This is a genomic window from Pseudomonas sp. UME65 (assembly GCF_014170225.1).
GTDB lineage: Bacteria > Pseudomonadota > Gammaproteobacteria > Pseudomonadales > Pseudomonadaceae > Aquipseudomonas > Aquipseudomonas protegens.
In genome coordinates this window covers 434,050-458,759 of record NZ_LZZQ01000010.1, presented here as the reverse complement: position 1 = coordinate 458,759, position 24,710 = coordinate 434,050, and the positions used below count along the sequence as shown (strand labels likewise).

The following is a 24,710-nucleotide window of genomic DNA, read 5'->3' as shown; positions in this document are numbered from 1 at the left end:
ATGCAGTTAAGTGCTCGCACAATCCCAAGCGATGTACTGCGCCCGTTACCTCGGGCCGCTCAGGACAAGCTGCATGGCAGCCCTGAATCAGGCCAACCTCGATATGCTGTGCTCGCGCACGGCATACCAAGGGAGTGGCCATTTCCTTGTATCAAGAGGGGTTGATCACCAGTTACGCGGCTCGCCCTGGTTGAGGTTGGCTGGCTGATTCAAGGGGCGGTCGTAGCCCGTGCTTGCGTAGTTCGGAGCTATTACCTTGATGTTGCCGAAGGCTGCCGATTGACGAATGTCACCCAGGTCTACCCCCGCCAGGCCGCCCAGCTGTGCATACTGGTTGCCCGAGACTTCGCCACTGGCGAGCGTGTTGACGATCCGCGCGTTGTTCTGCCCCACCAGACCACCGACCACGCTGTAGCTGCCCCCGGAAACATTGCCCTTGGCCGAGGCGGTGTCGATGAGGCTGTCACCCAGCTCAATCCCATGAGTCCCCACCAGACCACCGACCGCGCTCTTGGCACCGCCACTGACATCACCATGGGCCTCGACCGACTTCAGGTCCCCGGCGTTGTAGCCGATGAGCCCGCCGACATGGCTTTGATCCTTGCCAGTGACATTGCCCAAGGCCAGGGAGTTGGCAATGAGCCCACCAGCGTTGGAACCAACAAGCCCACCTACAGTGCTGTTGCTACCCCCCTGAACCAGGCCGGACGCTTCGGCAAGGCTGATGTCACTGTCAAGGTTCTGCCCCACCAGGCCGCCGATGTGCAGGCTGTTCCCCGCATTCACCGCGCCGCTGGCGTTGACGTTGCGCAGCACGCTGTCGTGGTTCAGCCCCACCAGGCCACCGGCCGTGGCAAAGCTGTTGCCCTGCAACCTGCCGCTGGCTACCGAATCACTGATCCGGCCCGCTTCGTTGCGGCCAACCAGGCCACCGGCATTGCTCGCACCATTGCCGGAGACCGCCACCGAAGACTGGGAACCCTCGATACGGCCACCCTGGTTGTAACCCACCAGGCCGCCCAGGTTGGTGCCCTTGTAGCTGTAGCTGCCACCACTGGAGAGCGCTCCCGAACTGGAGGAATTGGCAATCAGCCCTTGATGGTTGACGCCCACCAGCCCACCCACACCGCCCTCGGCGTTGGCAGCGATGCTGGCGGTGAGCCGGACATCGGCGCTGCTGTTGGTCACTGTGCCGCCACTGCCCTCCACCTGACGGTTCTCGCCCACCAGGCCACCGGCCGCCGAGGTGTAACTATTGCCCAGTACCACACCGCTTATCGACGAGGCGTCGACGGAACCACCGATGTTGCTGCCCACCAGCCCGCCGATCACGTTGTCCTGTCGGCTCTTGCCATTCACCCGCAGATTGCTGGCGCTGACGTTGGCAATTTTCCCGCTGTTGCGCCCGACCAGGCCTCCGAGCGCACTGGGACCGGAGGTGGGCATGGCACCGTTGATGGTCAACGAGGCCAGCTTGAGGTTGCCGATGCTGCCGGACGAGCTGGCGAACAGTCCGCCATCGGTGCCGTTGCTGTTGATCGTCAAACCGCTGAGGGTGTTGCCCAGGCCATCGAAGATGCCACTGAAGGCCTGCTGGCCACCGATGGAGGTCAGGCGCGCGCTGCTGTTGACGGAGTTGCCGAGGACGTAGCGACCGGCCAGATCCTGGTCGATTGCCTGCAACTGCGTGGTGTCTTGAATGACCCGGTAGGCTTCGCCGTTGGCATCGAAACGCGCTCCGTTGCCGGACAGCGTGACGCCGCCATTCTGGCCCATGACAAACCCACTACCGTGGTTCAGCCCGAGGCTGCTGTTGCTGCCGCTCAGCGTCAGTTGACGGTTGAGCTTGATACCACCCTGGGCGTTGAGTTCGACCCGGGCATTGGCGCCAGAGGCAGACAGGCGATCATTCAGGCGAATGTCTTTGGCCGAAGAGAGGGTCAACTGGTTACCGCTGGACCAGCGCATCCCGTTTTCCACCGCTACATCGCCCTTGCCACTGGCCAGTTCGATATTGGTCGTGGCCAGGTTGCGCGACAGGGTGTCGGCATGGACGGTGTTGCTGTTGGCGTTGAAGAAGGAGCCCACCTTGACTTCGTTGCTGGCGATCTTCCAGGTGCCCGTGCGGCCATCCCTGGACTGAGTGCCGACCTTGGTCGGCAGCTGTACGCGGGTGGTGGCGCCCCGGGTCTCGATCAACCCGCCATCGCCCTTGCCGCCTAGCGCGTTGGCCTGCAGCGAACCATCGACGCTGACCACTCCTACATCACCACCGTCCAGGGTGATCCGGCCGGCATTTTGCGACAGGGTATTGGCTTCGATGGTGCCCTGGTTGTTGACCACGGTCTGCAGCATCGAACCTGCGCTCTTGGCGGTCATCAGCACCTGCCCGCCGTCGGCCTTGAGCAGGCCGGTGCCGCTGTTGTGCACCAGCGCGTTGAGCGCGGCGCTGTCGACGTGCAGGTCCAGCAGTTGGTTGTCATCGAAGCTGACGGTGAAGCCATTGCCTGCGGCCAGCGCCACACGCCCGTTCTGCGCATTGATCGTGCCTTGGTTGGTCACCTTGGCCCCGAGCAGCGCAACGCCGCCGCCGTCAGCGGCAGTGATGGAACCCTGGTTGACGACCTCGGCCGCCGAGTCACCGGTGAACTTGTAGTTGCCGACCTTGAAATCGGCATCGCTGATGTCGCGGGTCGTAGCCACCAGGCCACCGACATTCACCTGTGAGCCTTGGCCGAACACCACCCCGTTGGGGTTGATCAGGAACACCCGGCCATTGGCGTTGATCTGCCCATGAATCTGGCTGCCATTGACGCCGACGACCCGGTTCAGGGCAATCGAAGTGCTGGTGGGCTGATTGAAGGTCACCGATTGATTGGCCTGAACACTGAAGTCATTCCAGTTCGTGATCAACTTGTCCGTATGCTGATTGATCGACATGTTCGGGCCCTGGGTCAGGATGTCGGCACTGCCGGACACCACCTCCCCGCCGGTGGGCAAGGCAAACGCCGAGGGCAACCCGGTCAATGCCAGGAGACTGGCGACCGCCACCACCAGGCCCTTGCCGGAACCGGTACGCCGACGCCGGGCGCCTTCGTGAGTGACGTTCCAGCAGCCTTGGGCCTGGTTCCATACCAACGCATAGATCTTGTTCATGAAAACTCCATATCGATTTATCTACGTACTACAAACCTTTGCAGCACGGCACTGCCGCTGAAGCGCCTGCTAGGCCTTCAAAATTGAACGACGGTGTTGGGTAGAACTCGCCCACGGACGAACCGGCTCAATGAGCGGTCGCGATCATGGGAAGGTAAAAGTGAACTCTGCGGCCCCGTTGGCCTCCCCGCCGGCCTCGACTTCCTGGTCATTGCCAATGCGGATGTAGCTGGCCCGCAGGGGAATGCTTGCGCCATCGCCGATGCGCTGCATCTCGTAGCTCTGGCCGCTGTACTCGATGCGTTCCGAAGTCAGCCCATTGGTCATGACAATGCCGAACCCCCGGGTACTGGAATTGATCAGACCCAGTACGCCCGGGACCGACGAGCCCCCGGACTTGTCGATAAAGCTGATGCGAGGCTTGGCCTGCATCGAACAACGGCTCAAGCCGATACTGAAAGGAACCGCAGGCGAGGTAGCGTTGACCTGGGGAAAGTCCGACAGGGCGAAGCGTCCCAAGCGCACCCCGATCTCTTTGTAGGCTTCCACCACGCAGGTCTTGGGCAGCTCGATGTTGATGTTGAAGTCCATGCCGCCCATGACCAGGCTCGTGCGGCAACTGCCGGTCAGCGGTGCGCTGAGCTGGCTCAATTGGGCCCCCAGGGTCGACTCGTTTTTTTCCAGGTCGTACGCATACAACTGCAGGTAGGAAGAGCCTGTTACCTGAGTCACTTTGAGGGTGCCCGTGGGCAACTGATCCGGTGGCACGGTCAGGATCAGTGACTGAATAATCTGGGTGACCATGGTCTGCTTGGGTAAACCGCTCTCAAAGACCAGGTCGTCATTTTTTTCCAAGGCAATCGGGTAGGTGACCTGGGCCACCCGTATTTTCTTGCCCCCTTGAGGAACAACCTCCAGTCGCAAGCCAATGCCGGCGACATCGGTAGGCGCGGCACCATCGTACTGCGGCGTACCGGGGGTCCAATGCCCCGCAGTCACCAGTTCCCGAGGTCTGCCGGAGACAGCCAGGTTGAAACTGGTATGCAAGGTCAGCGTACGCTGCCATAACACGGTTCCTACCGCGGTATTGGTGTTCAACGGGTTGATCAGCCGCCATTGCGTAACGGCGTTGCTGGTGACGTCGCAGCCCCTGGCATAACCGTTCACCGAGGCTGCGCGCGCTTGCGTGCCGACCCAGCCGCAAAGCATCGCTGCAAGCACGACGCCATGAACCCACAGGGACAGCGGTCTACGCTCGGTTACAAGCCTCAGCCATTGGCGAATCATCTGTCTTTCTCCCTGTCTGCACTGTTGGAGCACCGCCTGTGTGAACGGCCATGCCCTGCACAAACGAGATGGGTTGTCCAACAGTGGCCGGCTGCTTCCGGCCACCCTTAAGAAAGATCATCAAGGAACGAGACAAGCAGGTACCCGTCATCAGTCAGCACCCGGTACGCCAGGCATCAGCCAGGTGCACCGGGGAACTGCCCCTCCTCAGATCAGTGGGTACCGGTCATCAGTTGCGGATATCGCCCTCGTTCAGGCCGACCGCTGGCACTTGCGCCGCCAGCTCCTCCGCCCTGTTGTAGCGCATGTCGCCGTAGTTGACCCCGACCAGGCCACCGTAGGTCTGGGCGTTGCGCGCAACGAAGTTGATCTTGCCGGAGGCCGAAGAGTTACGCAGATCGCCCGTGTTCAAGCCGACCAGTCCGCCCAGGAGGGCAGAGACGCCGCCGCTCACCTGGCCATCGGCCAGGGAGTTGGTGATGAACGAATTGTTCTGACCGACCAGGCCGCCAACCGCACTCCGATCACCGCCCACTACGTCGCCTTTGGCCGATGCGCTATTGATGCGGTGATCGACAAGGTCGCCATTGGTACCCACCAGGCCGCCGACGAAGCTGGTGACGCCGCCGCGGACGTCACCGCTGGCTTCGGCCGAACTCAGGTCACCGTCGTTGTAACCCACCAACCCGCCGACGTTGCTGATGTTGCCGCCGCTGGCATTGCCACGAGCCACGACATATTCGGTGTTACCGCCAAAGTTGTGTCCGATCAGGCCACCGACATTACTGTTGGCACCACCTGTCACATTGCCGGTCGCTTCCGCCGTGTGGATCTGGCTGTCCTCGTTCTTGCCCACCAGACCGCCAATGTTGGTGCCGGTGGAGTCAGTCACCGTGCCAGTGGCCTTGACGTTCTTCAGCTCGCTGTTCTGGTTGAAGCCCACCAAGCCACCTGCGGCCAAGGACGCTGCACCCGCAACCGCACCACTGGCGCTGGAGTCGATGATGGTGCCATTTTTGTTGGTCCCCACCAGACCACCGATGCGGCTGGCGGCATAACCCCAGACATTGACCGAGGAACTGGCGTTATCAATCAGGCCGCCTTGGTTGTAGCCCACCAAACCACCCAGGTTCGGGTCGATGTAAGGTGGGCGAACGGGTGGGTTAACGGGTGGACGGAAACCCGTTCCGATCGTACCGGCACTCGAAGAACCCTTGATTTCCCCGCCCTTGTTGATCCCCACCAGGCCGCCCATGCCACCCACCTCACTGAGCTGTACGGTGCCCAACACCTGCACGTTGGTGGAGCTATTGGTAATACTCCCCACACCGGCGCGGCCAACATTGTTTTCGCCGACCAGGCCGCCCATTGCCAAGGTGTTGTTGTTACCGGTCACCGTACCGGTCACCGATCCACGGTTGATGCTGCCGCCGGCGTTGACGCCGACCAGGCCACCGACGGTGTTGGTCTGATTGCTGTTGGCGTTCACGACCAGGTTGGTGCCACTGACGTTTTCGATGCGGCCGGTGTTCTCGCCCACCAAGCCACCGATTTTTCCGAAGCCCGAGTTGGAGGTAGTACCGTTGATTCTCATCGACGCCAGCTTGAGGTTGCTGATGCTGCCGGACGATCGGCCGAACAGACCACCGTAAGGCCCATCGGTATTGACGGTGAAACCACTGATGGTATTGCCCAGGCCCTCGAAGATTCCGTTGAACTGTCTGTTGCCACCAATGGTCTTGATGATGCCGGTGCCCTTGATGTCATTGCCCAGCACATACAGGCCACCGAGGTTGGTGCCGATCGCCTGCAACTGCGCGGAGTTCTGGATCACTGTGTACAGGTCATCATTGACGTCGAACGAAGCGCCGCTGCCGGACAGGGTGACCTGGCCGCGATCGCCCAGGACATAGCTGTTGCCGTAGACCAGGCCGAGGCTGCTGTTGGCACCGGTCAGCGCTACCGCACCATTGAGCTTGATGTCCCGATCGGCCTGGAGCTCAACACGAGCGCCTGTACCGCTGGCCTTCAGGTTTTTATTGAGGTTGATGTCCTGGGCCGAAGCGACGTTCAAGTGATTGCCGCTGCTCCAGTTGATATCACCGTCGATCGAAACGTCGCCGGACTTGCTGCTCAACTCGACGTTGGTGGAAGCCAGGTTAAACGACAGGGTATCGGCATACACGTTGTTGCTGCCGGGGGTGGAGGTTGGGCTGACATTGATATCGGTGGAACTGATCTTCCAGGTACCGGCCTTGCCATTGGTGGCCAAGGTGTTGACCCGGGCGGCCAGTTGCACCTTGGTGTCGGCGCCCTTGGTCTCCACGACACCGCCATCACCGATCGAAGTCAGTGCGTTGGCGCTCATCGAGCCACCGACGTTGACCACGCCGACATCACCGCCGTCCAGGGTGATCTTGCCGGCCTTGCGCGACAGAGTGTTGGCTTCGATGGCGCCCTGGTTGTTGACCACGGTCTGCAGCATCGAGCCGGCACTGCGTGCGGTCATCAACACCTGCCCGCCATCGGCCTTGAGCAGGCCGCCGTTGCTGACCAGCGCATTGATCGCCGCGGCATCGACTTTCAGGTCCAGCAGGTTGTTGCTGTCGAAGCTGACGGTGAACTCGTCGCCGCCACCCAGGGCCACACGGCCCTTTTGCGCCTTGATGTCGCCTTCGTTGCGCACGGTCTTGCCGAGCAGGGCCACGCTGCCACCATCGGTGGTAGTAATCACGCCGTTGTTGACGATTTCAGCTTGTGAGGTCCCGGCAAACTTGTAGTTGCCGGCCTTGAAGTTGTCATCGCTGATGTTCTTGGTCGAGACCACCAGGCCACCGACGTTGACCTGAGCGTTGTTGCCGAATACCACGCCGTTGGGGTTGATCAGGAACACCCGGCCGTTGGCATTGATCTGCCCCTGGATGTTACTGCCGTTGACGCCGATCACCCGGTTCAGGGCGACCGAGGTCTTGGTCGGCTGGCTGAAGGTCACCGTCTGGCCGCGGTTCACGCTGAAGTCGTTCCAGTTGGTGATCAGCTTGTCGGAGTGCTGGTTGATCGACATCTGCTTGCCATTGTCGAACGTCAGGATGTCCGCAGATCCGGAGACTATCGTGTCGCCGGTCGGCAACGCGAAGGCCATAGGCAGAACACCAATGCCCAGCAGCCCGGCCACCATCACCACCAGGCCCTTGCGTGTTCCGGAGCGACGACGACGGCGCGCGCCCTCGTCGGTCACACTCCAGCAGCCCTGGGCCTGATTCCACACCAATGCATAAACCTTATTCACGTTGACTCCTTATCTACTTATTAACGCCCTGCAACCTATGCAGGACGGCACCACCTCCGAAGCACACGCTGGCCTTCAGAAATACTGTGTCGCGCTGGCCCAGATCCGCGGCGTGCGCTCGGGCCCGCTGCCTTCCTGGTTGTTGTCCAGGGCCCAGGCACTGGTCACGCTGATCTGTTGCGAAGGACCGCTCCAACTGGCACCCACACCGGCGCCCGACAGCTGGCGGCGGTTCTCGTCGTGGATCCAGGGGCTCTTGTTGACCTGCACCGCGCCGTGATCGACAAACGCCTTGAGCTGCCAGCGCGGGGCCAGGAGAAAGCGCAGCTCCAGGCTGGCCTGCCAGCCCTGGTCGCCACTGCCGGTCCCCTGGGGATAGGCGCGCACATCGAAGGGGCCGCCGATGCCGAATTTTTCCGAGCTGTCCAGGTTGGTCGAGGACCATTGGCCGTTGAACTGGCCATAGAGCTGAAAGCGCGGGCTCAGGTACTGCAGGCGCGCGGCATTGAGGTTGAGCTTCTGAAAGCCACCGTTGGTGCCGGCCGTGAAATGGTCGCGCCACTGGTCCATCGGGTCGTCGATGCTCAACCGGCCACTGCCGTAGGTGAGGTAGAAGAAGTTCTGCCCGCCGCCGAGCAGGCTGTCCTGGGAGTTGCCGTTGAGGCTCAGGCTCCACAGTTCCACATGCTTCTGGCTGCTGACTTCGAACAGGTCGATGTCGTCGCGCAGGCGCTTGTCCTCGTACTGCAACTGGGCGCTGAGATCGAAGGTGCGGCTGCGGATCAGCGGCTGAGTGATGAAGACACTGCCGATGCTCGCCTGGCCGTGGGCCTCCAGCACCTCGAAGTCCCGGCTCAACTCGTAGTTCATCCGCGAATAGGCCACGCCCACACTGGTGGACCAGGGGCCCAGGGGAAGCTTGTAGGCGGCGCGGTAGTAGCGCTGGTCCTCGTCGCTGCCGAGCAGGCGCAGGTTGAACTGATCGCCCAGGCGCAAGGGGTTGTTGAGGTTGAGGCTGCCCCCGAGGCGGTATTCGCCGGTGTAGTAGCCGCCGAAGTTGTCGGCTTCCAGGGTGCCGCTGGCCCAGGGCCCGGGCTGCGCATTGACCAGCAGGTCGGTGGTGCCGCGCTGCTCGCCGGCACTGAGAGTGCCCTTGACCCGGACCCCGGGAAGGTCGCTCAACAGCAGCAGGCTGCGTTCAAGATCTTCACTGCGGACCGCGGTATCGCTGTGCAGTGACGACAACGGGCCTGTGATCACCGAGTTCAGGGCCCGGGACTGGTTGTTCACTTGAATACGACCGTAGCGACCTTCCATGACCTCGATACGCACCACGCCGTCCTCGATGTCCTGGGCCGGCAGGAAGGCCCGGGCCAGCATGTAGCCCTGGTTCTGGTAATAGGTCGTCAGGCGCTCGGCGGCCGCGCGCAGCTGGTTCAGGTCCAGCTCCTGGCCCTTGAGGTCCGCCAGCAGGGCTTGCAGCGTCTCGTTGCTGAACACCTGGTTGCCGACGATCACGAAGTCGTTGACCTGCAAGCGGATGCCGGAGGTGTCCGGAGCCTGGGCAGGGGCGCTCGGCGGCTTCGCCGGCAGGTCCAGCTCCGGTGCCGGCTGCTCCGGCAAGGCCGGTTGCGTGGCCTGGATGTCGCGCATCGCCTGCCCGGCGTTGGGCACATACACCGCGGCAGCCGCCACTGCGGGCAACATCAGCAGCAAGCCCAGGCAGCCCCCGGACAATCGCTGCCAGCGCCGTTCAAGGCCCCCCGCAAGCAGGCTGTTCGATGACTTGCCCAAGGCAACTTCAGTCTTGTATCCGCGCACTTCCACTCAGCGTCTCCCCGCTGTCAGTTGCCACTTGGTAATGAACCACCGCCTGATCCGGGGTAATTCCCTGCATATCGGGCAGGGCGATCCGCGCCGAGCCGAAGGGCTCCACGGTGATCCCCTGCAATGTGATTGATCGATTGCCGCTGCCCAGCGCCAACTCAGCGAAGGACACGTAGTACGGGGTCGGGTTGCCGGCCAGCAGCGCCGCGCCAGCCTGCCCCGGCGCCACAAGGCTCCAGCGCAACTGGCGGACCGCTTCGTCAGCCTTGCCGGACAAGCCCTGGGGGCGGTACAGCAGCTTCATGCGCATGCGCGATGCCAGCCGCAGCAAGTCGTCCTTCGCGGCCGCCAGGGGCGGTACTTCGAGAAAGTTGATCCAGAACACCGACTCCCTATCGCCGGGCAACGGCTCGCCGCTGTAGCGCAGGACCAGGGCTGCGTTCTGCCTTGGCTCGAGCCGGGAGATGGGTGGCGACAGCACGAACGGCACCACCAGGGCGCTGGGGTCGACCTCGGCGTCGCCCTTGTCCAGCCAGGCCTGCAACAGGATCGGCGCACGGCCGCTATTGCCGACCCGGATGCTGATGGCCGGCTTGCCGGCGGGATAGATGAACCGTGTGCCGACAATCGACAGGTCGGCCTGGGCCCAGCCGCTGGACAAGGCCAGCAGCCCCAGCAGCCACCGGCAACCACGCAGGGAGCAAAGACGGCGATATCCGCCTTGATGGCCCATCAAGGCCGCTCCTCTACGGAACCTGCCGGCATCGCCCGGCAGGGGCGCTGAAGCACCACATAGACCGTGGCGGAGGCCGTATCGCGGGGCGGCAACTGGTAGTCGATCAGGCACTGCTGATCCGGCTCCTGGCCCCATTCCACGCGAATCGTGCCCTGGTCCTGCTCGGTACGCAGCACCAGGCGGCTGCCCTGGCCCACCGCCCCCAGCTCGGCACCGTCCTGGGCATCGACGGCCACGGCAGCAAACGGCAACTGCTGGCCATCGGGCTGCTGGCTATCGATCAGCACCGCACGCGCCCTGCGGGTCGGGTACGAAAGCATCACCACCGCCCCCGCCACCGGCGCCACATGGCGCGAGCTGAGCAGCAGCTCGACGTCATCGGCAACGCCAGTGGGGTCGATGTCCACGGTGTTCAATTGATAGGGGCTCAGGCTGGAGACCACGGCATAGCCGCTTCCATCCACCCGCGTATCGGCATAGCCGACCCGGGCGCCCTTGGCATCGGGAGCATGCACCAGGCCCGTGGTTTCACTCAGGGTCTGGGCGAAGGTCAAGCCACCCGAATGCAGCACCATGCCCCCGGAAGCCCCCAGAGACTGCTGGCGATAGTCGCGGCCCTGGGAAAAGCTCGAACTCAGGGAAACCTCGGGCAGGAAATAGTTGAGGCTGGCGTTGGTCGAGGTTTCGCCCTGGCGCTGGTCATGGGCGGCGGACAACGCATAGGTGGCGTCGCCATCCTTGTCCAGTACGCCGGAAATGCCGCTGGTGTAGTGCGCGCCAGAACGCTTGTCATGGCTGGCGTAGCTGTTGATCGTGGTACCCCGGCGCCCTTCCCGCCCCAGGGGAATCGACAGGCTGAAGCTGAAAAACGTGTTGTCCGCCCCCGCGCCTGCCCGTGAACCACTGCTGGAAGCACGCATGCGCTGAGCCATGAAGGAGTAGCTGTTACCGCGCCACTGGTTGCTGTAGCCCATGGCGAAGTTCAGGGTCTGGCCCTGGCGATTCCAGTACTGGAGGCTGGAGCCCGTGGCATAGAGCTGCCCTGCGCCGTCGCCCAGTTGCTGGTTGATGTTGATATCCAGGCGGTCACGGACCCGGGCGAACGAGTCGACGCTCTCGCCCTGGTTGACGTGGTCCTGCAGGGTGATGGCGTCCTGCAGGCCCAGGTAACCGCTGGTGGAATAGCGGTAGGCCAGCAATGAGAAGTTGGTCCCGCTGTTGGGCAGGTTCTTGCTGTAGGACAGGCGCACGCTTTGGCCCTGCATGCTGCCGCCCCGGGGCAGCTCGGTTCTGGCCTGGGTCAGGTCCAGGCCAAAAGCCCCGAGGGAAGTATTCAGTGCGCTGCCGATCAGCGCCGACATGTAGCTGCCGGTGAGTGCCGTGCCGGCATAACCGGTCAATTGGTTATCCAGGCCGTAGTGCAGGGTGCCCTGGGCCACATATTGCTCGCTGCCACCGAGCCCGGGGTTCGCCACCTTGCCCGCCGTCAGGCTGTAGCGTGAGGTGCCGGGGCGCAGGGTTTGCACGGTGGTGGCAAAAGGTACGGTAAAGCGGCTGGTCTGGCCGTTGGCCTCGGTGACCGTCACGTCCAGATCACCACCAAAGCTTGCCGCTTGCAGATCGGAAATCTCGAACGGCCCCGGTGCAACGGAGGTTTCATAGATCATGTAGCCGCGCTGATAGACCGAGACCTTGGCATTGGTGCTGGCCGTGCCGCGGATCTGCGGTGCGTAATAGCGCTGGCTCTCGGGCAGCATGCGCGGGTCGCTGGCCAGCCGGACACCGCGAAACGATACCGAGTCGAACAGATCGGCTTCGGTCACGCTCTCTCCCACCAGCAACTGCGAGTGCCAGGCCGGCAGGTCGGTCTGGGCATAGATGTAACCGCGCTGATAATGGCCGCCCACCTCCGGCGACCAGGTGGCGGTGCCGCTGTGACGCAGACGCCAGTCACCCAGGTTGAGCCCCAGGTTGAGCCCGGCATAGCCATCGGTCTGGCTTCGCCCATTGCTCTGGGAACTGAACAGGCTGGTGTTGTAGTTGAGCGTGGCCGCGGACACGCCGTAATCCCAGCTCGCCGGATCGACATAGGTTTTCGACAGGTTCTGCTGCAGGAAAAGCTGCGGCACCGACAACTCGATCTTCTGTTCCGCAATTTTGACGCGGGTGGTCGCGCCAGGGATGTAGCTGCCCAGGTCGCCGCAAAACAGCCCATCGCCCATGAGAGGGTGAGAGGAATGGGTGCCCAGGCTCGCATCGGTCTTTTTCAAGTCGATACCCAACTGCTGCAACAACGAACGGTCGTAGCACGGCTGGCTGCCCTGTGGGTCATCGCTGGCGCGGAACTGGATTTCCTGCAACGCTCGCCACTGACTGCTCACCAGCACATCAAGCAAGTACGTGCCGGGCGCGACATAGCCCAGTTGTTGAAAGCGCGAGGTATCGATGGGAGTGCCCTTACCTTGAAATAGCATCTGGCTGTCGAACAACACATCCTGGCTGGAGCCCGTATCCGCGGCCTCTGCCGTCGCCGGCGCAATGCCGTCCTGGTCGGCCACCAGCACCATGGAATTGCTCATCAGCACCGCCGCCAGACACAGTGACTGCGTCGCCGGAACCCGTCTGCGGCCGGATGAAGGCCCAGAACAGCTCGCACGCAAATGCCGATGGCACGGAATACGCGACATAACGAAGCCCCTGCCCCTCAAGAAAACCAAGCCACTGAAAAGCCCGCAGATGTGGAGAGTCCCCGTCAAAGAAGCGACTTTTTCAGCAGGCCTCGGCCGCCGAAATCATCGATCACCTCATATTCGATTGATGCCTTGGCCGGCTGTGACGGAGCGCTCGCCGGCCAGGGGAAAGACTCATATCCGAACGGCGCGACCATGCCTGGCTTCAAATCGAATCGACGGCCTGCGACAGCAACTTCCATACGCCCGAAGGACACGTAATAAGGTGTTGGGTTGAACACTTTGATAACCGGAGCTTGCGAAGCGCCTGCTCGACTTAATTCCCACTTGAGCTTTTCGCCAGCCATGCCCGCATTGCCAATCAAGTTTTCAGGACGGAAGAAAATCTTGATCCGAGTCCTGAATGCAAACTGCAATACGTTCTCGTCCTGTTTTCGCCGTGGTGGCGTTTCCAGTACATTCAGCCAGAACAATGACTCGCGATCTTTTGCCAAGGGCTCTTTTGAATAAGACACACGCAATATTGCCGAGCCTCCCGCTTCCACCCGGCTGACTGCTGGGGCCAGAAGAAAGGGAACCTTGATTTCCTCAGGAGACTTGTTGGCATCGCCTTCGTCGATCCAACTTTGCGCCAACAAGGCCACAGAGCCGGTGTTACTCAACTTCAATGTAACTTCACGAGCCTCTGCTGGATAAACCAGGCGCGTACCTTCCAGTACTATCCCGGCATGCGCGACCCCCGACAGTATCCCCAGGAACATGACACCGATAACGAGAGAATGAACAAAACGCGCTGTCGGCGTCATGACCTGCCCCTTAATAACTAACTGCTGTTATTGGTACGCAAGGGTGTAGCGAATGTAGGACACGCCCGAACCTGCACCGACGGTGGCTTCAGTAGATACGTAAGCGGCCTTGTACTTCAGGGTTGCTTCCTTGTCGGTGGAGATCGTAGCGATCTGCGGGGATGCCTCGGCTTGGCCCAGGACGATTTTCTGCGGGGTGGTGTTATGGTCGTTATAGACCTCGATCTGCACGCCCGTTGCAGGCTTGCTACCGATCAGCTTGAGGTTGCCGGAGGCTGGGTCGACGTTGCCGAGTTGGTCGAACTCGATGGAGACCTTCTTACCAGCGGTGCAGTTGGCACCCGAGAGTTGCAGTACGAACGGCACCAGTGGAGACCTCGCACCGATCTTGTCAAACACAGTAGGCTTGATAGTACCGAGTTCAACGTTAGTCTCGTTACCTTCGCCCGGGGCCTTGCCGTTGATATCGCAGGTGGTGTCAGAGATGCTGCCACTGAACTTCACCACGCCATCGGTAGCCTGGGCAAAGGATGGAATCAATGCTGCCAGCATCAACCCGGAAGTTGCCATGGACAAGAGAGTCTTGCGTTTCATCTGATTTCCTTTTCCAAATGATTATAAGGAAGCAACAACAAAACACTTCCCTCCGAAAGCAACCGACAATAATACTGCCGCCAGCTTGGAAGAACGGATTTGCCTGACCTTATAAAAGTTAATTAATGCTGCTTGCTCCCGGCATCCCGGCCGGCTTGAACTACAAGTTCGGATCGGGTCTGCCAGCAGCGACCAAGCATATAGAAGAGTCGTTTTATTTGGATCAAGATCACTACAGCATGATTTCCGGGAATGCTCCCGCAGAGAAACAGGAAATTTCTCGGAAGGGAAAACCAACTTAAACAACAGACAAACTAAAGTTACTCGCTAATAACAACTTCCTGGAATATCAATCCAATAGCCGATAACAGCATCAAGTATTGTGGACTATTGATATTTGGCCACGCACCGCCGAATCGACCGGGCGCAGGACGCACTGATTCCGCCGGCGCTAACAGTTCGGCAGAAGGCGTTGCTGGAAAACGAGGGGGGCGCACGGCCCGGGGCGGCCGATTGCGAGCAACAAAAAAGCCCCGGAAATCGATGATTTCCGGGGCTTTCATTTGTATGGCGGAGAGATAGGGATTCGAACCCTAGGTACCGGTGAAGGTACAACGGATTTCGAATCCGTCCCATTCGGCCACTCTGGCATCTCTCCAACGGCGCGCATCATAACAGCACCTTTGCTCGAAGCGAAGCCCCCCGAGCAAATTTTTTCCGTGCTATCAGATGCTTGCGTCGATTACAGCGGTACGCCGAGGCGCTGGGCCACTTCTTCGTAGGCTTCGATCACATCGCCCAGGCCCTGGCGGAAGCGGTCCTTGTCCATCTTCTTCTTGGTGTCCTTGTCCCACAGACGGCAACCGTCCGGGCTGAACTCGTCGCCCAGGACGATGGAGCCGTCGCTGAACACGCCGAACTCCAGCTTGAAGTCCACCAGCAGCAGACCAGCGTCATCGAACAGCTTGCTCAGGACTTCGTTGACCTTGAGCGACAGCTCTTTCATGCGTGCCAGTTGCTCGACGGTGCCCCAGCCGAATGCCACCACATGGGATTCGTTGATGAACGGGTCGCCCTTGGCGTCGTCCTTGAGGAACAGCTCGAAGGTGTAAGGGTTGAGCTTCATGCCCTCTTCCACGCCCAGGCGCTTGACCAGGCTGCCGGCGGCGTAGTTGCGCACCACGCACTCCACCGGAATCATGTCGAGCTTCTTCACCAGGCATTCGTTGTCGCCCAGCAGCTTGTCGAACTGGGTCGGCACGCCGGCGGCTTCGAGTTTCTGCATGATGAAGGCGTTGAACTTGTTGTTCACCATCCCCTTGCGGTCCAGCTGCTCGATGCGCTTGCCGTCGAACGCCGAGGTGTCGTTGCGAAACAGCAGGATCAAGCGGTCGGCGTCGTCGGTCTTGTAAACCGATTTGGCTTTGCCGCGGTAGAGTTCTTCACGTTTTTCCATGATGGGCTCCGCTTGCTAAGTAGGTGGGCTAGGCGATGTGGCGCCAGTCGAGCCCTGAATCTTGATCGGCCAGTTGCAGCCAGTCCGGGTCGCACCCGAGGGTGTCGACAAAACATTGCCGGGCCAGCTGCGGCAGGTTGTTCTTGCTGCTCAGATGAGCCAGGACCAGGTGCTGCAGGTCCTGCCATCCCAATTCGGCCACCAGGCTTGCGGCCTGATGGTTGTTCAAATGTCCCAGGTCGCCGCCAACCCGCTGCTTGAGAAAGTACGGGTAATAACCCCGTGCCAGCCGATCCCGGCAATGGTTGGCCTCGATCATCAAGGCATCCAGGCCACGGTAGCCGTCCAGCACCCCGGCGCAGTAGGAGCCGAGGTCGGTCAGCAGGCCGAAGCGCCGCTGGCCATCACTGAAGACAAATTGCGTAGGTTCCTGGGCGTCGTGGGCCACGGCAATCACGTCGATGCGCAAGGCGCCGATCTGCAGCGACTCGCCACCGCGGACAAAACCCGCGACCTCCACCGGTTTGCGCATCCCGCGCAAGGTGCCCTGGCTGAGGTAGACCGGTAGATTGTAGCGCCGAGACAGCAAACCCACGCCATGCACGTGGTCGGCATGTTCGTGGGTTACCAGGATGGCGCTCAACTGCGCGGGATCGACTCCCAGACGCAGCAGGCGCCGCTCGGTTTCCCGCAGGGAGAAACCACAATCCACCAGAACGCAGGTGTCGGCACTGACGATCAGCGTGCCATTCCCTTGGCTACCACTGCCGAGAACGGCAAAACGCATCGGATCAGCCCAGGTTGTCCTGAATCACGCCCAACACTTTGCGTGCCACATCGGCCGGCGCCACGGTGTTGATGTTCTTCTCGACGGTGACCTGGACGTTCTCGCCTACCTTGCTCAGGCGAACCTGATAGCGCTCGGCACGGGCTTCGATCTCTTCCTTGGCCGGCTTGCTGCCGAACAACTTGCCGAAGAAGCCCGGCTCGTCGTCTTTCTTCTCGGCTTTTTCCGCCAGGTTGATGTAGTACAGGCCCAGGCTGCGGTTGATGTCCTCAACCCGCCATTCGCCCTGTTCCAGGGCACGGCCAACACTGGACCAGGCGCGATCGAGGTCGGCGCCCAGGTTCAGTACCGGGTTGCCGCTGCCATCCTCGCTGAGGCTGACTCGGCTCGGGGTATCGAAATCGCGGGCCGCCAGCAGAGACACCGAACCGCCCTTCTCGGAGGTGCGGCTCATGCTTGCCAGCATGTCGTCCACCAGCGCTGCGTCCAGGCCGGTGTTGACCGAACGGTTGGTGAACTCCACGTCGGCAGTGCTGCCGGCGGGACGCTCGGCACTGACCACGTAGACTTCACTGGTGTTGCGCTGCACGCCTGGCTCGATGCGTACCCGCACACGGGTTTCGCTGTCGGCGGCGACGCCGGCACTGCTCAGGCGCTTGGCCACGGCAGCGGAAAGCTCGTCGGAACGCTGCCAGCCGGTGGTGAACTCACCGGTTTGCGGGCGCTGCTGATCCAGGCGGAAACCGTTGTCCTGGAAGAACTGCACCGCCACTGGCCAGACTTCGGCCGGTGGATGCTGAGCCATGACCCAACGCGAATCGCCGCTCTTTTGCAGGGTGTAGTCGCTGGCATCGGCAATGGCCGACAGCGGCTGTGGACGAGGCACTTCGTACTCGCCCTTGACGTTGTCGTCGGCCACGTTGCGCGGAATCGGCAGCAGAGGGTCCAGACGCTTGGCGGTCTGTACATCCGGCGGCAATTGCATCGGTGCTGTTTGTTGCGCTTGCAGGTAATCGCTACCCCGGTCACGGAAGTAGCCTTCCGGGCCCCAGATCCAACCGCAGCCACTGGTGCTGGAGATAATCAAGGCAAGTGCGGAAAGTCCGGCCATTCGCTTCATGCGTTGTACTTCCTCAATTAAACCAAGACGCCGGACTGGCGCATGGCCTGCCGCAGCGGTTCGTGACAGGCGGCACTGAGCCAGGTGAGCGGCAGACGGATACCGTCCGGCATCAAGCCCATTTCGTGCAGGGCCCATTTCACGGGAATAGGGTTGGATTCGATGAACAGAGTCTTGTTCAGCGGCATCAGGGTCTCGTGGATCTCCCGGGCCTTGGCAGCATCGCCGGCCATGGCCGCGGCGCACATCTGGCTCATGGCCCGTGGCGCGACGTTGGCGGTCACCGAGATATTGCCCTTGCCGCCCAGCAGGATCAGCTCGACTGCGGTGGCGTCATCGCCGGAGTACACCAGGAAATCGCCGGGCACGCCGGCCAGGATGGCCTTGGCGCGCTGCAGGTCGCCGGTGGCTTCCTTGATGCCGATGATGTTCTTCACGCTGGACAGGCGGATCACGGTCTCGGCCTGCATGTCGCATGCGGTGCGGCCCGGAACGTTGTAGAGGATCTGCGGGATGTCCACGGCCTCGGCAATGGCGCGGAAATGCTGGTACAGGCCTTCCTGGGTCGGCTTGTTGTAGTACGGGGTCACCAGCAGGCACGCATCGGCGCCGGCGATCTTCGCATTGGTGGTCAGCTCGATCGCTTCGCGCGTCGAGTTGGCGCCGGTACCGGCGATCACCGGAATGCGCCCTGCAACCTGGGTGACCACCCGACGAATCACTTCGATGTGCTCGTTCACATCCAGGGTGGCCGACTCACCTGTGGTGCCGACCGCCACGATGGCGTTGGTGCCCTCTTGCAGGTGGAAGTCCACCAGTTTGCTCAGGCTGTCCCAGTCGAGATTTCCCTGTGCATCCATGGGTGTGACCAGTGCCACCATACTGCCCGCAATCATGCAACCGCTCCTGCCGGAAAAAGAGAGCGGTAATGGTACTGGCGCCAAGTTCCTTGCACAAGCGAAGTCCCGCGCCATGAGCATTCCCCTGAGCGATGGTTTTCGCTACCCTTCAGGCTTTGATCGCTACTGATAAGCGTGTAGACCGGGTTATCGCCTGCCTGTTGGATCTGCAAAGCCCCATTCCGCGTTGCCAGCCTGTGTTCCGAGCGTTTCGGGGCCAGTCGCCGGCTTGTGGTCCGAGGCCTTGAAGTTCCGCCGGCGACGCTTGCCCGGTACTGGCTTGTCAAAAAGTACCGACCGCTCATCGCTTTAGGAATGCTGCATGTCCACCCCCACAGTTCGCGAACAATTCCTTGTCATCAGTGCCCTCGGCGCCAACCCCATGGAGCTGACCAACGTCCTGTGCCGCGCCAGCCATGAAAACCGCTGCGCCGTGGTGACGTCGCGCCTGACCCGGCATGGCGAGTGCAGCGCGCTGGTTCTGGAGATTTCCGGCAGCTGGGACGCCCTGGCGCGCCTGGAAAGCAGCCTGCCGTTCCTGGCCAAGAAGCATGCCTTCACGGTCAACGTGGTGCGCAGCGCCGCCCTGGAAAGCCGCCCCCAGGCCCTGCCTTATGTAGCCTACGTCAGCGCCGCGTACCGCTCGGACATCGTCAATGAGCTGTGCCAGTTCTTCATCGACCATCAGGTCGAGCTGGAAAACCTCACCTGCGATACCTACCAGGCTCCACAGACCGGCGGCACCATGCTCAATGCCACCTTTACCGTGACCCTGCCCGCCGGCACTCAGATCAGTTGGCTGCGCGACCAGTTCCTGGACTTTGCCGATGCCATGAACCTCGACGCGCTGATCGAACCCTGGCGCCCACAGAACCCTATGTAAGGAAGCCCCATGGCCGTTGCTATCGATCAACCTATTGCCGATTTCCAGGCCCCCGCCACCAGCGGGCAGACCGTCAGCCTGTCCGACCTCAAGGGCAAGCAAGTGGTGATCTACTTCTATCCCAAGGACAGCACCCCGGGCTGCACCACCGAAGGCCAGGGCTTTCGCGATCAATACGCCGCCTTCCAGGCTGCCAACACCGAAGTCTTCGGCGTTTCCCGCGACAGCCTGAAGTCCCACGAGAACTTCAAGTGCAAGCAGGAGTTCCCCTTCGAGCTGATCAGCGACAAGGACGAAGCCGTCTGCCAGCTGTTCGACGTGATCAAGTTGAAGAAGCTCTATGGCAAGGAATACCTGGGCGTGGACCGCAGCACCTTCCTGATCGACAAGGACGGTGTGTTGCGCCAGGAATGGCGCGGGGTGAAGGTACCCGGGCACGTCGACGCCGTACTGGCCGCGGCCCAGGCCCTGAACAAGGCCTGAAATGACCGGGGCGGCTGTATCAGCCGCCCCGTTTATCTAGAGGAGAGGTGCCACCACCGGGTCCTTCCTGGGCCAGGCATCCAGCACCGCCTTGAACAGGGTCGCCAGGGGAATCGCAAAGAATATCCCCCAGAACCCCCACAGCCCGCCAAACAGCAGCACCGCACAGATGATCGCCACCGGGTGCAGGTTCACCGCGCCGGAGAACAGCAGCGGCACCAGCACGTTGCCATCCAGGGTCTGGATGATCCCGTAGACCGCCATCAGGTAGATGAACTGATCGCTCCAGCCCCACTGGAACAGCGCAATCAGCGCCACCGGTACCGTTACCACCACGGCGCCGACATAGGGCACCACCACCGAGATCCCCACCAGCAGAGCCAGCAGGGCCGCATAATTCAGGCCCAGGGCGACGAAGGCGATGTAGGTCACCCCGCCACAGATGACGATCTCGATGACCTTGCCGCGAATGTAGTTGGCGATCTGCCGGTTCATTTCATGGGCCACGCGAGTAATCAGCGTACGTTCGCGGGGCAGATAGCTGATCACCCAGCGGCTGATCATCGCCCGATCCTTGAGGAAGAAGAACACCAGGATCGGCACCAGTACCAGGTAGATCATGATGTTCACCAGCAAGGGCAGGCTGGACAGGGAGAAGGTCAGCGCCCACTGGCCGAACTTGCCGATCTCGCCCCTGGCCACTTCGATGGCCTGCAGCACCTGCTCGTCGGACACAAGATGCGGGTAGCGCTCGGGCAACAGCAGCAACAGCGACTGCCACTTGGCGAGCATGCCCGGCAGCTCGTTGAACAGGGTGATCAACTGATGCCAGAGCAACGGCACCACCACCAGGATGAACACCAGCAGCAGCCCCATGAACAGCGCGAACACCAGCCCCACGGCCGCCCCGCCAGGCAGGCGCAGCCGCTCCAGGCTCACCACCAGCCCCTGCATCAGGTAGGCCAGGACCATCCCCGCCAGCACCGGCGCGAGCATGCCGCCCAGGGTCAGGACGGCAGTGAAGGCCAGAAACAGCAGAACGGCCAGCACCACCGCCTCTTCATCCGAGAAGTAGCGCTGAATCCAGTCACGTAGCACTTTGAACATCGATGTTCCTTAGATGAAGGCCCTCAAGGGCAGACTGCGCTCAGGCCTTTTTCAACCAGTAGCGATACACCCCGGCCTCATCCTCTTCACGCAGCAGGGTATGACCGGCCAGGCGGGCGAAAGTGCGGAAGTCACGCTGGGAGCCGGCATCGGTGGCAATGACCTTGAGTACCGCGCCACTGGCCAGGCGATTGAGTTCCATCTTGGCCTTGAGCAGCGGCAGCGGGCAGTTCAGGCCGCTGGCGTCCAGCTCGGCATCATGGGCGACAACATCGGTCATTGGGTTACTCCGATCATCAATTCAAGGCGTCTAGAATACCCTGCAAGCCAGGCCCACCGGCAATAAAGAAGCCCGACACCAGAGCACTGCCGCGCGCTGCCGGAGCCACGATCAGGTAGACGCCGGAATTTACCCAAAAGCACTTTTTATCCTCAGAGTTTTCACTGGCTTTGTCTGGTCCCCGGCCAGGTGTCCAGCTACAGTAGAGCCTTTGTCGATTAAGGCTTTGTGCATGAATGTATTGCGCCCTACCCTGCTGACGCTCGCTTGCCTGCTCGCCTCACCGGGCTTCGCCGACGACCTGCCGTCACTTGGTGATGCCAGTTCAGCCATTGTCTCTCCGCAACAGGAATACCAACTGGGCCGTGCCTGGCTGGCGTTGCTGCGCAGCCAGGTTTCGCAGCTCAACGACCCGCAACTCAAGGACTATGTCGAAACCAGCGTCTACAAACTGGTGGAAACCAGCCAGGTCAACGACCGGCGCCTGGAGTTCATCCTGATCAACAGCCCGCAGCTCAACGCCTTCGCCGCTCCCGGGGGAATCATCGGGGTCAATGGCGGGCTGTTCCTCAATGCCCAGACCGAAGGCGAATACGCCTCGGTGCTGGCACACGAACTGGCGCACCTTTCCCAGCGCCACTTCGCCCGGGGGGTCGAAGCCCAGCAGCGCATGCAGGTGCCGATGATGGCCGCCCTGCTGGCCGGGATCGTGATTGCCGCCGCTGGCGCCGGGGACGCGGGGATCGCCACCATCGCCGGCACCCAGGCCGCAGCCATCCAGGAACAGCGGCGCTTCTCCCGGCAGAACGAGCAGGAAGCCGACCGCATCGGCATCCTCAACCTGGAAAAGGCCGGCTACGACCCGCGCTCGATGCCCACCATGTTCGAACGCCTGATGCGCCAGTACCGCTTCGATGCCAAGCCGCCGGAATTTCTCCTGACTCACCCGGTGACCGAATCGCGGATCGCCGACACCCGCAACCGCGCTGAACAGGCCAGGCAAGGCGGCACCGAAGACAGCCTTCGCTACCAGTTGATCCGCGCCCGGGTGCAACTGACCTATGAGGAATCGCCAGGGCTGGCCGCCAAGCGCTTTCGCGCGCAGCTCGATGAGAACCCGAAGAACGACATCGCTCGCTACGGCCTCGCCATCGCCCAGATCAAGGGCAGCCAGTGGAACGAAGCACGGGAAAACCTCAAGCCGCTGCTGGCCAAGTCGCCCAACGACGTGACCTACAACCTGGCTCAGATCGAACTGGACATGGCCAACAGCCGCCTGCCGGACGCGCAGACTCGGGTCGAAAGGATGCTCAACCTGTACCCGGGCAATTACCCCTTGAACCAGATCCGCGTGGACCTGCTGCTCAAGCAGAACCGCCCGGCCGATGCCGAAAAGGCCCTGGAAGGCCTGCTGAAAAGCCGCCCGGACGACCCGGATGTCTGGTACCTGGTGGCGGAAACCCGCGGCCTGTCGGGCAATATCATCGGCCTGCACCAGGCCCGAGCCGAGTACTTCGCCCTGGTGGGCGACTATCGCCAGGCCATCCAGCAGTTGGACTTCGCCAAACGCCGGGCCGGCAGCAACTTCCCCCTGTCGTCGAGGATCGACGCTCGTCAGCGCGAGATGATGGACCAGGAACAGATGGTCAAGGACATGATGCGCTGACATTGACGCAAGCCACAAAAAAGCCCGCCTCTTACGAGGCGGGCTTTTTATTGGGCAACCTCAGAGGCTGGCGAATTACTCGGCCAGCTTGAAGGTGATGAAGCTGGCTCGCCCCTGACGCAGTACCCGCATGGACACCGAGCGGTTCTTCGGCAATGCCTTGGCGATTTCAGTGAACTCCTTCGCCGAAGTGATCGCCTGATTGTTCAGGTGAGTGATCACGTCGCCCGGCTGCAAGCCGATCAGCGCCGCAGGACCGTCCTGGACTTCCTTGATGACTACCCCGCCCTTGAGGTCGAAGGCTTTCTTCTGCTCATCGTTGAGCTCGACCACCGCTACACCCAGACGGTTGCTGCTGCGCTCGACACCCGACTTGGGCAGCATGCTCAGGTCTTTGTCTTCTTCAGGAATAGCGCCGACGGTCAGCTCGACATTCTTGCGCTTGCCGTCGCGGATCACTTCCAGGTTGGCCTTGGCCCCGGCCTTCAGCGCGCCTACCAGGTGCGGCAGGTCGGCCGACATGACGATGGGCTGGCCATTGAGGCTGAGGATCACGTCACCCACTTGCAGGCCGCCCTTGGCCGCCGGGCCATCATCCTGGATCTGTGCAACCAGCGCGCCGGCCGGTTTCTCCAGGCCGAAGGATTCAGCCAGGTCCTTGTTGACCTCCTGGATTACCACGCCAAGCCAGCCACGGCTGACTTTGCCACCGGTTTTCAGCTGGTTGGAAACGTCCATCGCCACATCGATCGGGATGGCGAAAGACACGCCCATGAAACCACCGGAGCGGGTGTAGATCTGCGAGTTGATCCCCACCACTTCACCGGCCAGGTTGAACAGCGGGCCACCGGAGTTGCCCGGGTTGATCGGCACGTCGGTCTGGATGAACGGCACGTAGTTTTCGTTCGGCAGGCTGCGACCGATGGCACTGACGATACCCTGGGTCACGGTATGGTCGAAGCCGAACGGCGAGCCGATGGCCACCACCCACTGGCCGGCCTTGAGGTCCTGGGATTTACCCAGTTTCAGCACCGGCAGGTCTTTGCCATCGATTTTCAGCAGTGCTACATCGGAGCGTGGGTCGGTACCGATCAGCTTGGCTTTCAGCTCACTGCGATCGGCCAGACGCACAAGAATTTCGTCCGCATCGGCGATCACGTGGTTGTTGGTGAGGATGTAACCGTCCGCGGAGATGATGAACCCGGAACCCAGCGACTGCGCTTCGCGCTGACGATCCCCGCGCGGAGAGCGTGGCTGGGGCATGCCCCGTTCGAAGAACTCGCGCAGCATTGGCGGCAGGCCTTCGAGATCGGGCATCTGCGCCGAATTGGAAACCCGGCGGTCCGGCAGTTTCTGCGTGGTACTGATGTTCACCACCGCAGGCGAGGCCTGCTCGACCAGTTGGGTGAAATCAGGCAGCTCGGCCGCCTGGGCAGAAACGGCCTGCCCAAGCACCAGCACGGTGGCAAGAATGGTGAAGTAGGACTTCAAGCGTGGTATCGACATACGGCTCCCGTTACGACGAGCGTGGTTAAGCGATATGGAACAGCAAATACCGAAACTGCAGGGGCGGCATCTTTGTTCCAGGAACGACAAATAAGGTCAGAACCGAGGGGGTTCTGACCTATAGAAAAACTCTGGGAA

18 protein-coding genes and 1 tRNA gene are annotated in these 24,710 nt (G+C 61.7%); 3 read left to right on the top strand and 16 right to left on the bottom strand.

Annotated features, from left to right (window positions below; all coding sequences use genetic code 11):
• Positions 1-165 precede the first annotated feature (165 nt).
• The 13 genes from A9971_RS09855 to dapA form a co-directional block, all read right to left on the bottom strand.
• Positions 166-3,156: a GLUG motif-containing protein gene (locus tag A9971_RS09855; protein ID WP_183000540.1), complete on the bottom strand. Its 2,991-nt coding sequence runs from the start codon at positions 3,154-3,156 to the stop codon at positions 166-168.
• 144 nt (positions 3,157-3,300) lie between these two features.
• A complete protein-coding gene (locus tag A9971_RS09850; protein ID WP_015634526.1) occupies positions 3,301-4,443 on the bottom strand; it encodes a fimbrial protein in 1,143 nt (380 codons plus the stop codon).
• A gap of 229 nt (positions 4,444-4,672) precedes the next feature.
• The gene (locus A9971_RS09845; protein ID WP_015634525.1) at positions 4,673-7,732 is read right to left on the bottom strand and encodes a GLUG motif-containing protein; all 3,060 of its coding nucleotides are present in this window, start codon (positions 7,730-7,732) and stop codon (positions 4,673-4,675) included.
• A 75-nt stretch (positions 7,733-7,807) separates the two neighbouring features.
• Positions 7,808-9,439, bottom strand: coding sequence for a ShlB/FhaC/HecB family hemolysin secretion/activation protein (locus tag A9971_RS09840; protein ID WP_220802955.1), 1,632 nt, complete (start codon positions 9,437-9,439; stop codon positions 7,808-7,810).
• Positions 9,440-9,533: 94 nt separating this feature from the next.
• Positions 9,534-10,292, bottom strand: a complete 759-nt coding sequence (locus tag A9971_RS09835) for a fimbria/pilus periplasmic chaperone (RefSeq protein WP_183000538.1) — start codon at positions 10,290-10,292, stop codon at positions 9,534-9,536.
• Positions 10,292-12,874 (bottom strand): fimbria/pilus outer membrane usher protein, encoded by a 2,583-nt coding sequence (locus A9971_RS09830; protein WP_183000537.1) that lies wholly within the window; start codon positions 12,872-12,874, stop codon positions 10,292-10,294. The genes A9971_RS09835 and A9971_RS09830 overlap by 1 nt, the downstream gene beginning before the upstream one ends.
• Before the next feature lie 173 nt (positions 12,875-13,047).
• Positions 13,048-13,791 carry a molecular chaperone gene (locus tag A9971_RS09825; protein WP_169892599.1) on the bottom strand — a complete coding sequence of 248 codons (744 nt, stop codon included), beginning with the start codon at positions 13,789-13,791 and terminating at the stop codon, positions 13,048-13,050.
• A gap of 27 nt (positions 13,792-13,818) precedes the next feature.
• Positions 13,819-14,385 (bottom strand): fimbrial protein, encoded by a 567-nt coding sequence (locus A9971_RS09820; protein ID WP_169892601.1) that lies wholly within the window; start codon positions 14,383-14,385, stop codon positions 13,819-13,821.
• 568 nt (positions 14,386-14,953) lie between these two features.
• Positions 14,954-15,043 (bottom strand) — tRNA-Ser (locus A9971_RS09815).
• 84 nt (positions 15,044-15,127) lie between these two features.
• Positions 15,128-15,841, bottom strand: coding sequence for a phosphoribosylaminoimidazolesuccinocarboxamide synthase (purC, locus tag A9971_RS09810; RefSeq protein WP_058433542.1), 714 nt, complete (start codon positions 15,839-15,841; stop codon positions 15,128-15,130).
• Between the two features lie 28 nt (positions 15,842-15,869).
• Positions 15,870-16,628: an MBL fold metallo-hydrolase gene (locus A9971_RS09805; protein WP_011059798.1), complete on the bottom strand. Its 759-nt coding sequence runs from the start codon at positions 16,626-16,628 to the stop codon at positions 15,870-15,872.
• 4 nt (positions 16,629-16,632) lie between these two features.
• Complete coding sequence (gene bamC / locus A9971_RS09800; protein WP_011059797.1) at positions 16,633-17,748, bottom strand: outer membrane protein assembly factor BamC; 1,116 nt, start codon at positions 17,746-17,748, stop codon at positions 16,633-16,635.
• 17 nt (positions 17,749-17,765) lie between these two features.
• A complete protein-coding gene (dapA, locus tag A9971_RS09795; protein WP_011059796.1) occupies positions 17,766-18,644 on the bottom strand; it encodes a 4-hydroxy-tetrahydrodipicolinate synthase in 879 nt (292 codons plus the stop codon).
• A gap of 325 nt (positions 18,645-18,969) precedes the next feature.
• On the opposite strand from dapA, the gene A9971_RS09790 reads away from it, so the two are divergent.
• Entirely contained in the window at positions 18,970-19,530 is a 561-nt protein-coding gene (locus A9971_RS09790; protein WP_011059795.1) for a glycine cleavage system protein R, read from the top strand.
• Between the two features lie 9 nt (positions 19,531-19,539).
• A complete protein-coding gene (locus tag A9971_RS09785) occupies positions 19,540-20,013 on the top strand; it encodes a peroxiredoxin (RefSeq protein WP_011059794.1) in 474 nt (157 codons plus the stop codon).
• Between the two features lie 36 nt (positions 20,014-20,049).
• Here A9971_RS09785 and A9971_RS09780 read toward each other — a convergent pair whose 3' ends face one another.
• Together A9971_RS09780 and A9971_RS09775 are read right to left on the bottom strand one after the other, a co-directional pair.
• Entirely contained in the window at positions 20,050-21,120 is a 1,071-nt protein-coding gene (locus A9971_RS09780) for an AI-2E family transporter (RefSeq protein WP_047284335.1), read from the bottom strand.
• A 40-nt stretch (positions 21,121-21,160) separates the two neighbouring features.
• On the bottom strand, positions 21,161-21,400 hold the full coding sequence (locus tag A9971_RS09775) for a sulfurtransferase TusA family protein (protein ID WP_011059792.1): 240 nt from the start codon (positions 21,398-21,400) through the stop codon (positions 21,161-21,163).
• A gap of 232 nt (positions 21,401-21,632) precedes the next feature.
• Between A9971_RS09775 and A9971_RS09770 the strand changes: the two genes are divergently transcribed.
• A complete protein-coding gene (locus A9971_RS09770; protein WP_011059791.1) occupies positions 21,633-23,066 on the top strand; it encodes a M48 family metalloprotease in 1,434 nt (477 codons plus the stop codon).
• Between the two features lie 75 nt (positions 23,067-23,141).
• On the opposite strand, the gene A9971_RS09765 is transcribed toward A9971_RS09770, so the two are convergent.
• Complete coding sequence (locus A9971_RS09765; RefSeq protein WP_011059790.1) at positions 23,142-24,572, bottom strand: DegQ family serine endoprotease; 1,431 nt, start codon at positions 24,570-24,572, stop codon at positions 23,142-23,144.
• Between the last annotated feature and the right edge of the window lie 138 nt (positions 24,573-24,710).

Coding starts and splice junctions, on each gene's coding strand:
- dapA (WP_011059796.1), bottom strand. CDS start 18,644: ATGATTGCGGGCAGTATGGTGGCACTGGTCACACCCATGGATGCACAG.
- A9971_RS09785 (WP_011059794.1), top strand. CDS start 19,540: ATGGCCGTTGCTATCGATCAACCTATTGCCGATTTCCAGGCCCCCGCC.
- bamC (WP_011059797.1), bottom strand. CDS start 17,748: ATGAAGCGAATGGCCGGACTTTCCGCACTTGCCTTGATTATCTCCAGC.
- A9971_RS09770 (WP_011059791.1), top strand. CDS start 21,633: ATGAATGTATTGCGCCCTACCCTGCTGACGCTCGCTTGCCTGCTCGCC.
- A9971_RS09775 (WP_011059792.1), bottom strand. CDS start 21,400: ATGACCGATGTTGTCGCCCATGATGCCGAGCTGGACGCCAGCGGCCTG.
- A9971_RS09765 (WP_011059790.1), bottom strand. CDS start 24,572: ATGTCGATACCACGCTTGAAGTCCTACTTCACCATTCTTGCCACCGTG.
- A9971_RS09825 (WP_169892599.1), bottom strand. CDS start 13,791: ATGACGCCGACAGCGCGTTTTGTTCATTCTCTCGTTATCGGTGTCATG.
- A9971_RS09855 (WP_183000540.1), bottom strand. CDS start 3,156: ATGAACAAGATCTATGCGTTGGTATGGAACCAGGCCCAAGGCTGCTGG.
- A9971_RS09790 (WP_011059795.1), top strand. CDS start 18,970: ATGTCCACCCCCACAGTTCGCGAACAATTCCTTGTCATCAGTGCCCTC.
- A9971_RS09805 (WP_011059798.1), bottom strand. CDS start 16,628: ATGCGTTTTGCCGTTCTCGGCAGTGGTAGCCAAGGGAATGGCACGCTG.
- A9971_RS09850 (WP_015634526.1), bottom strand. CDS start 4,443: ATGATTCGCCAATGGCTGAGGCTTGTAACCGAGCGTAGACCGCTGTCC.
- A9971_RS09820 (WP_169892601.1), bottom strand. CDS start 14,385: ATGAAACGCAAGACTCTCTTGTCCATGGCAACTTCCGGGTTGATGCTG.
- A9971_RS09830 (WP_183000537.1), bottom strand. CDS start 12,874: ATGAGCAATTCCATGGTGCTGGTGGCCGACCAGGACGGCATTGCGCCG.
- A9971_RS09780 (WP_047284335.1), bottom strand. CDS start 21,120: ATGTTCAAAGTGCTACGTGACTGGATTCAGCGCTACTTCTCGGATGAA.
- A9971_RS09840 (WP_220802955.1), bottom strand. CDS start 9,439: ATGTTGCCCGCAGTGGCGGCTGCCGCGGTGTATGTGCCCAACGCCGGG.
- purC (WP_058433542.1), bottom strand. CDS start 15,841: ATGGAAAAACGTGAAGAACTCTACCGCGGCAAAGCCAAATCGGTTTAC.
- A9971_RS09835 (WP_183000538.1), bottom strand. CDS start 10,292: ATGGGCCATCAAGGCGGATATCGCCGTCTTTGCTCCCTGCGTGGTTGC.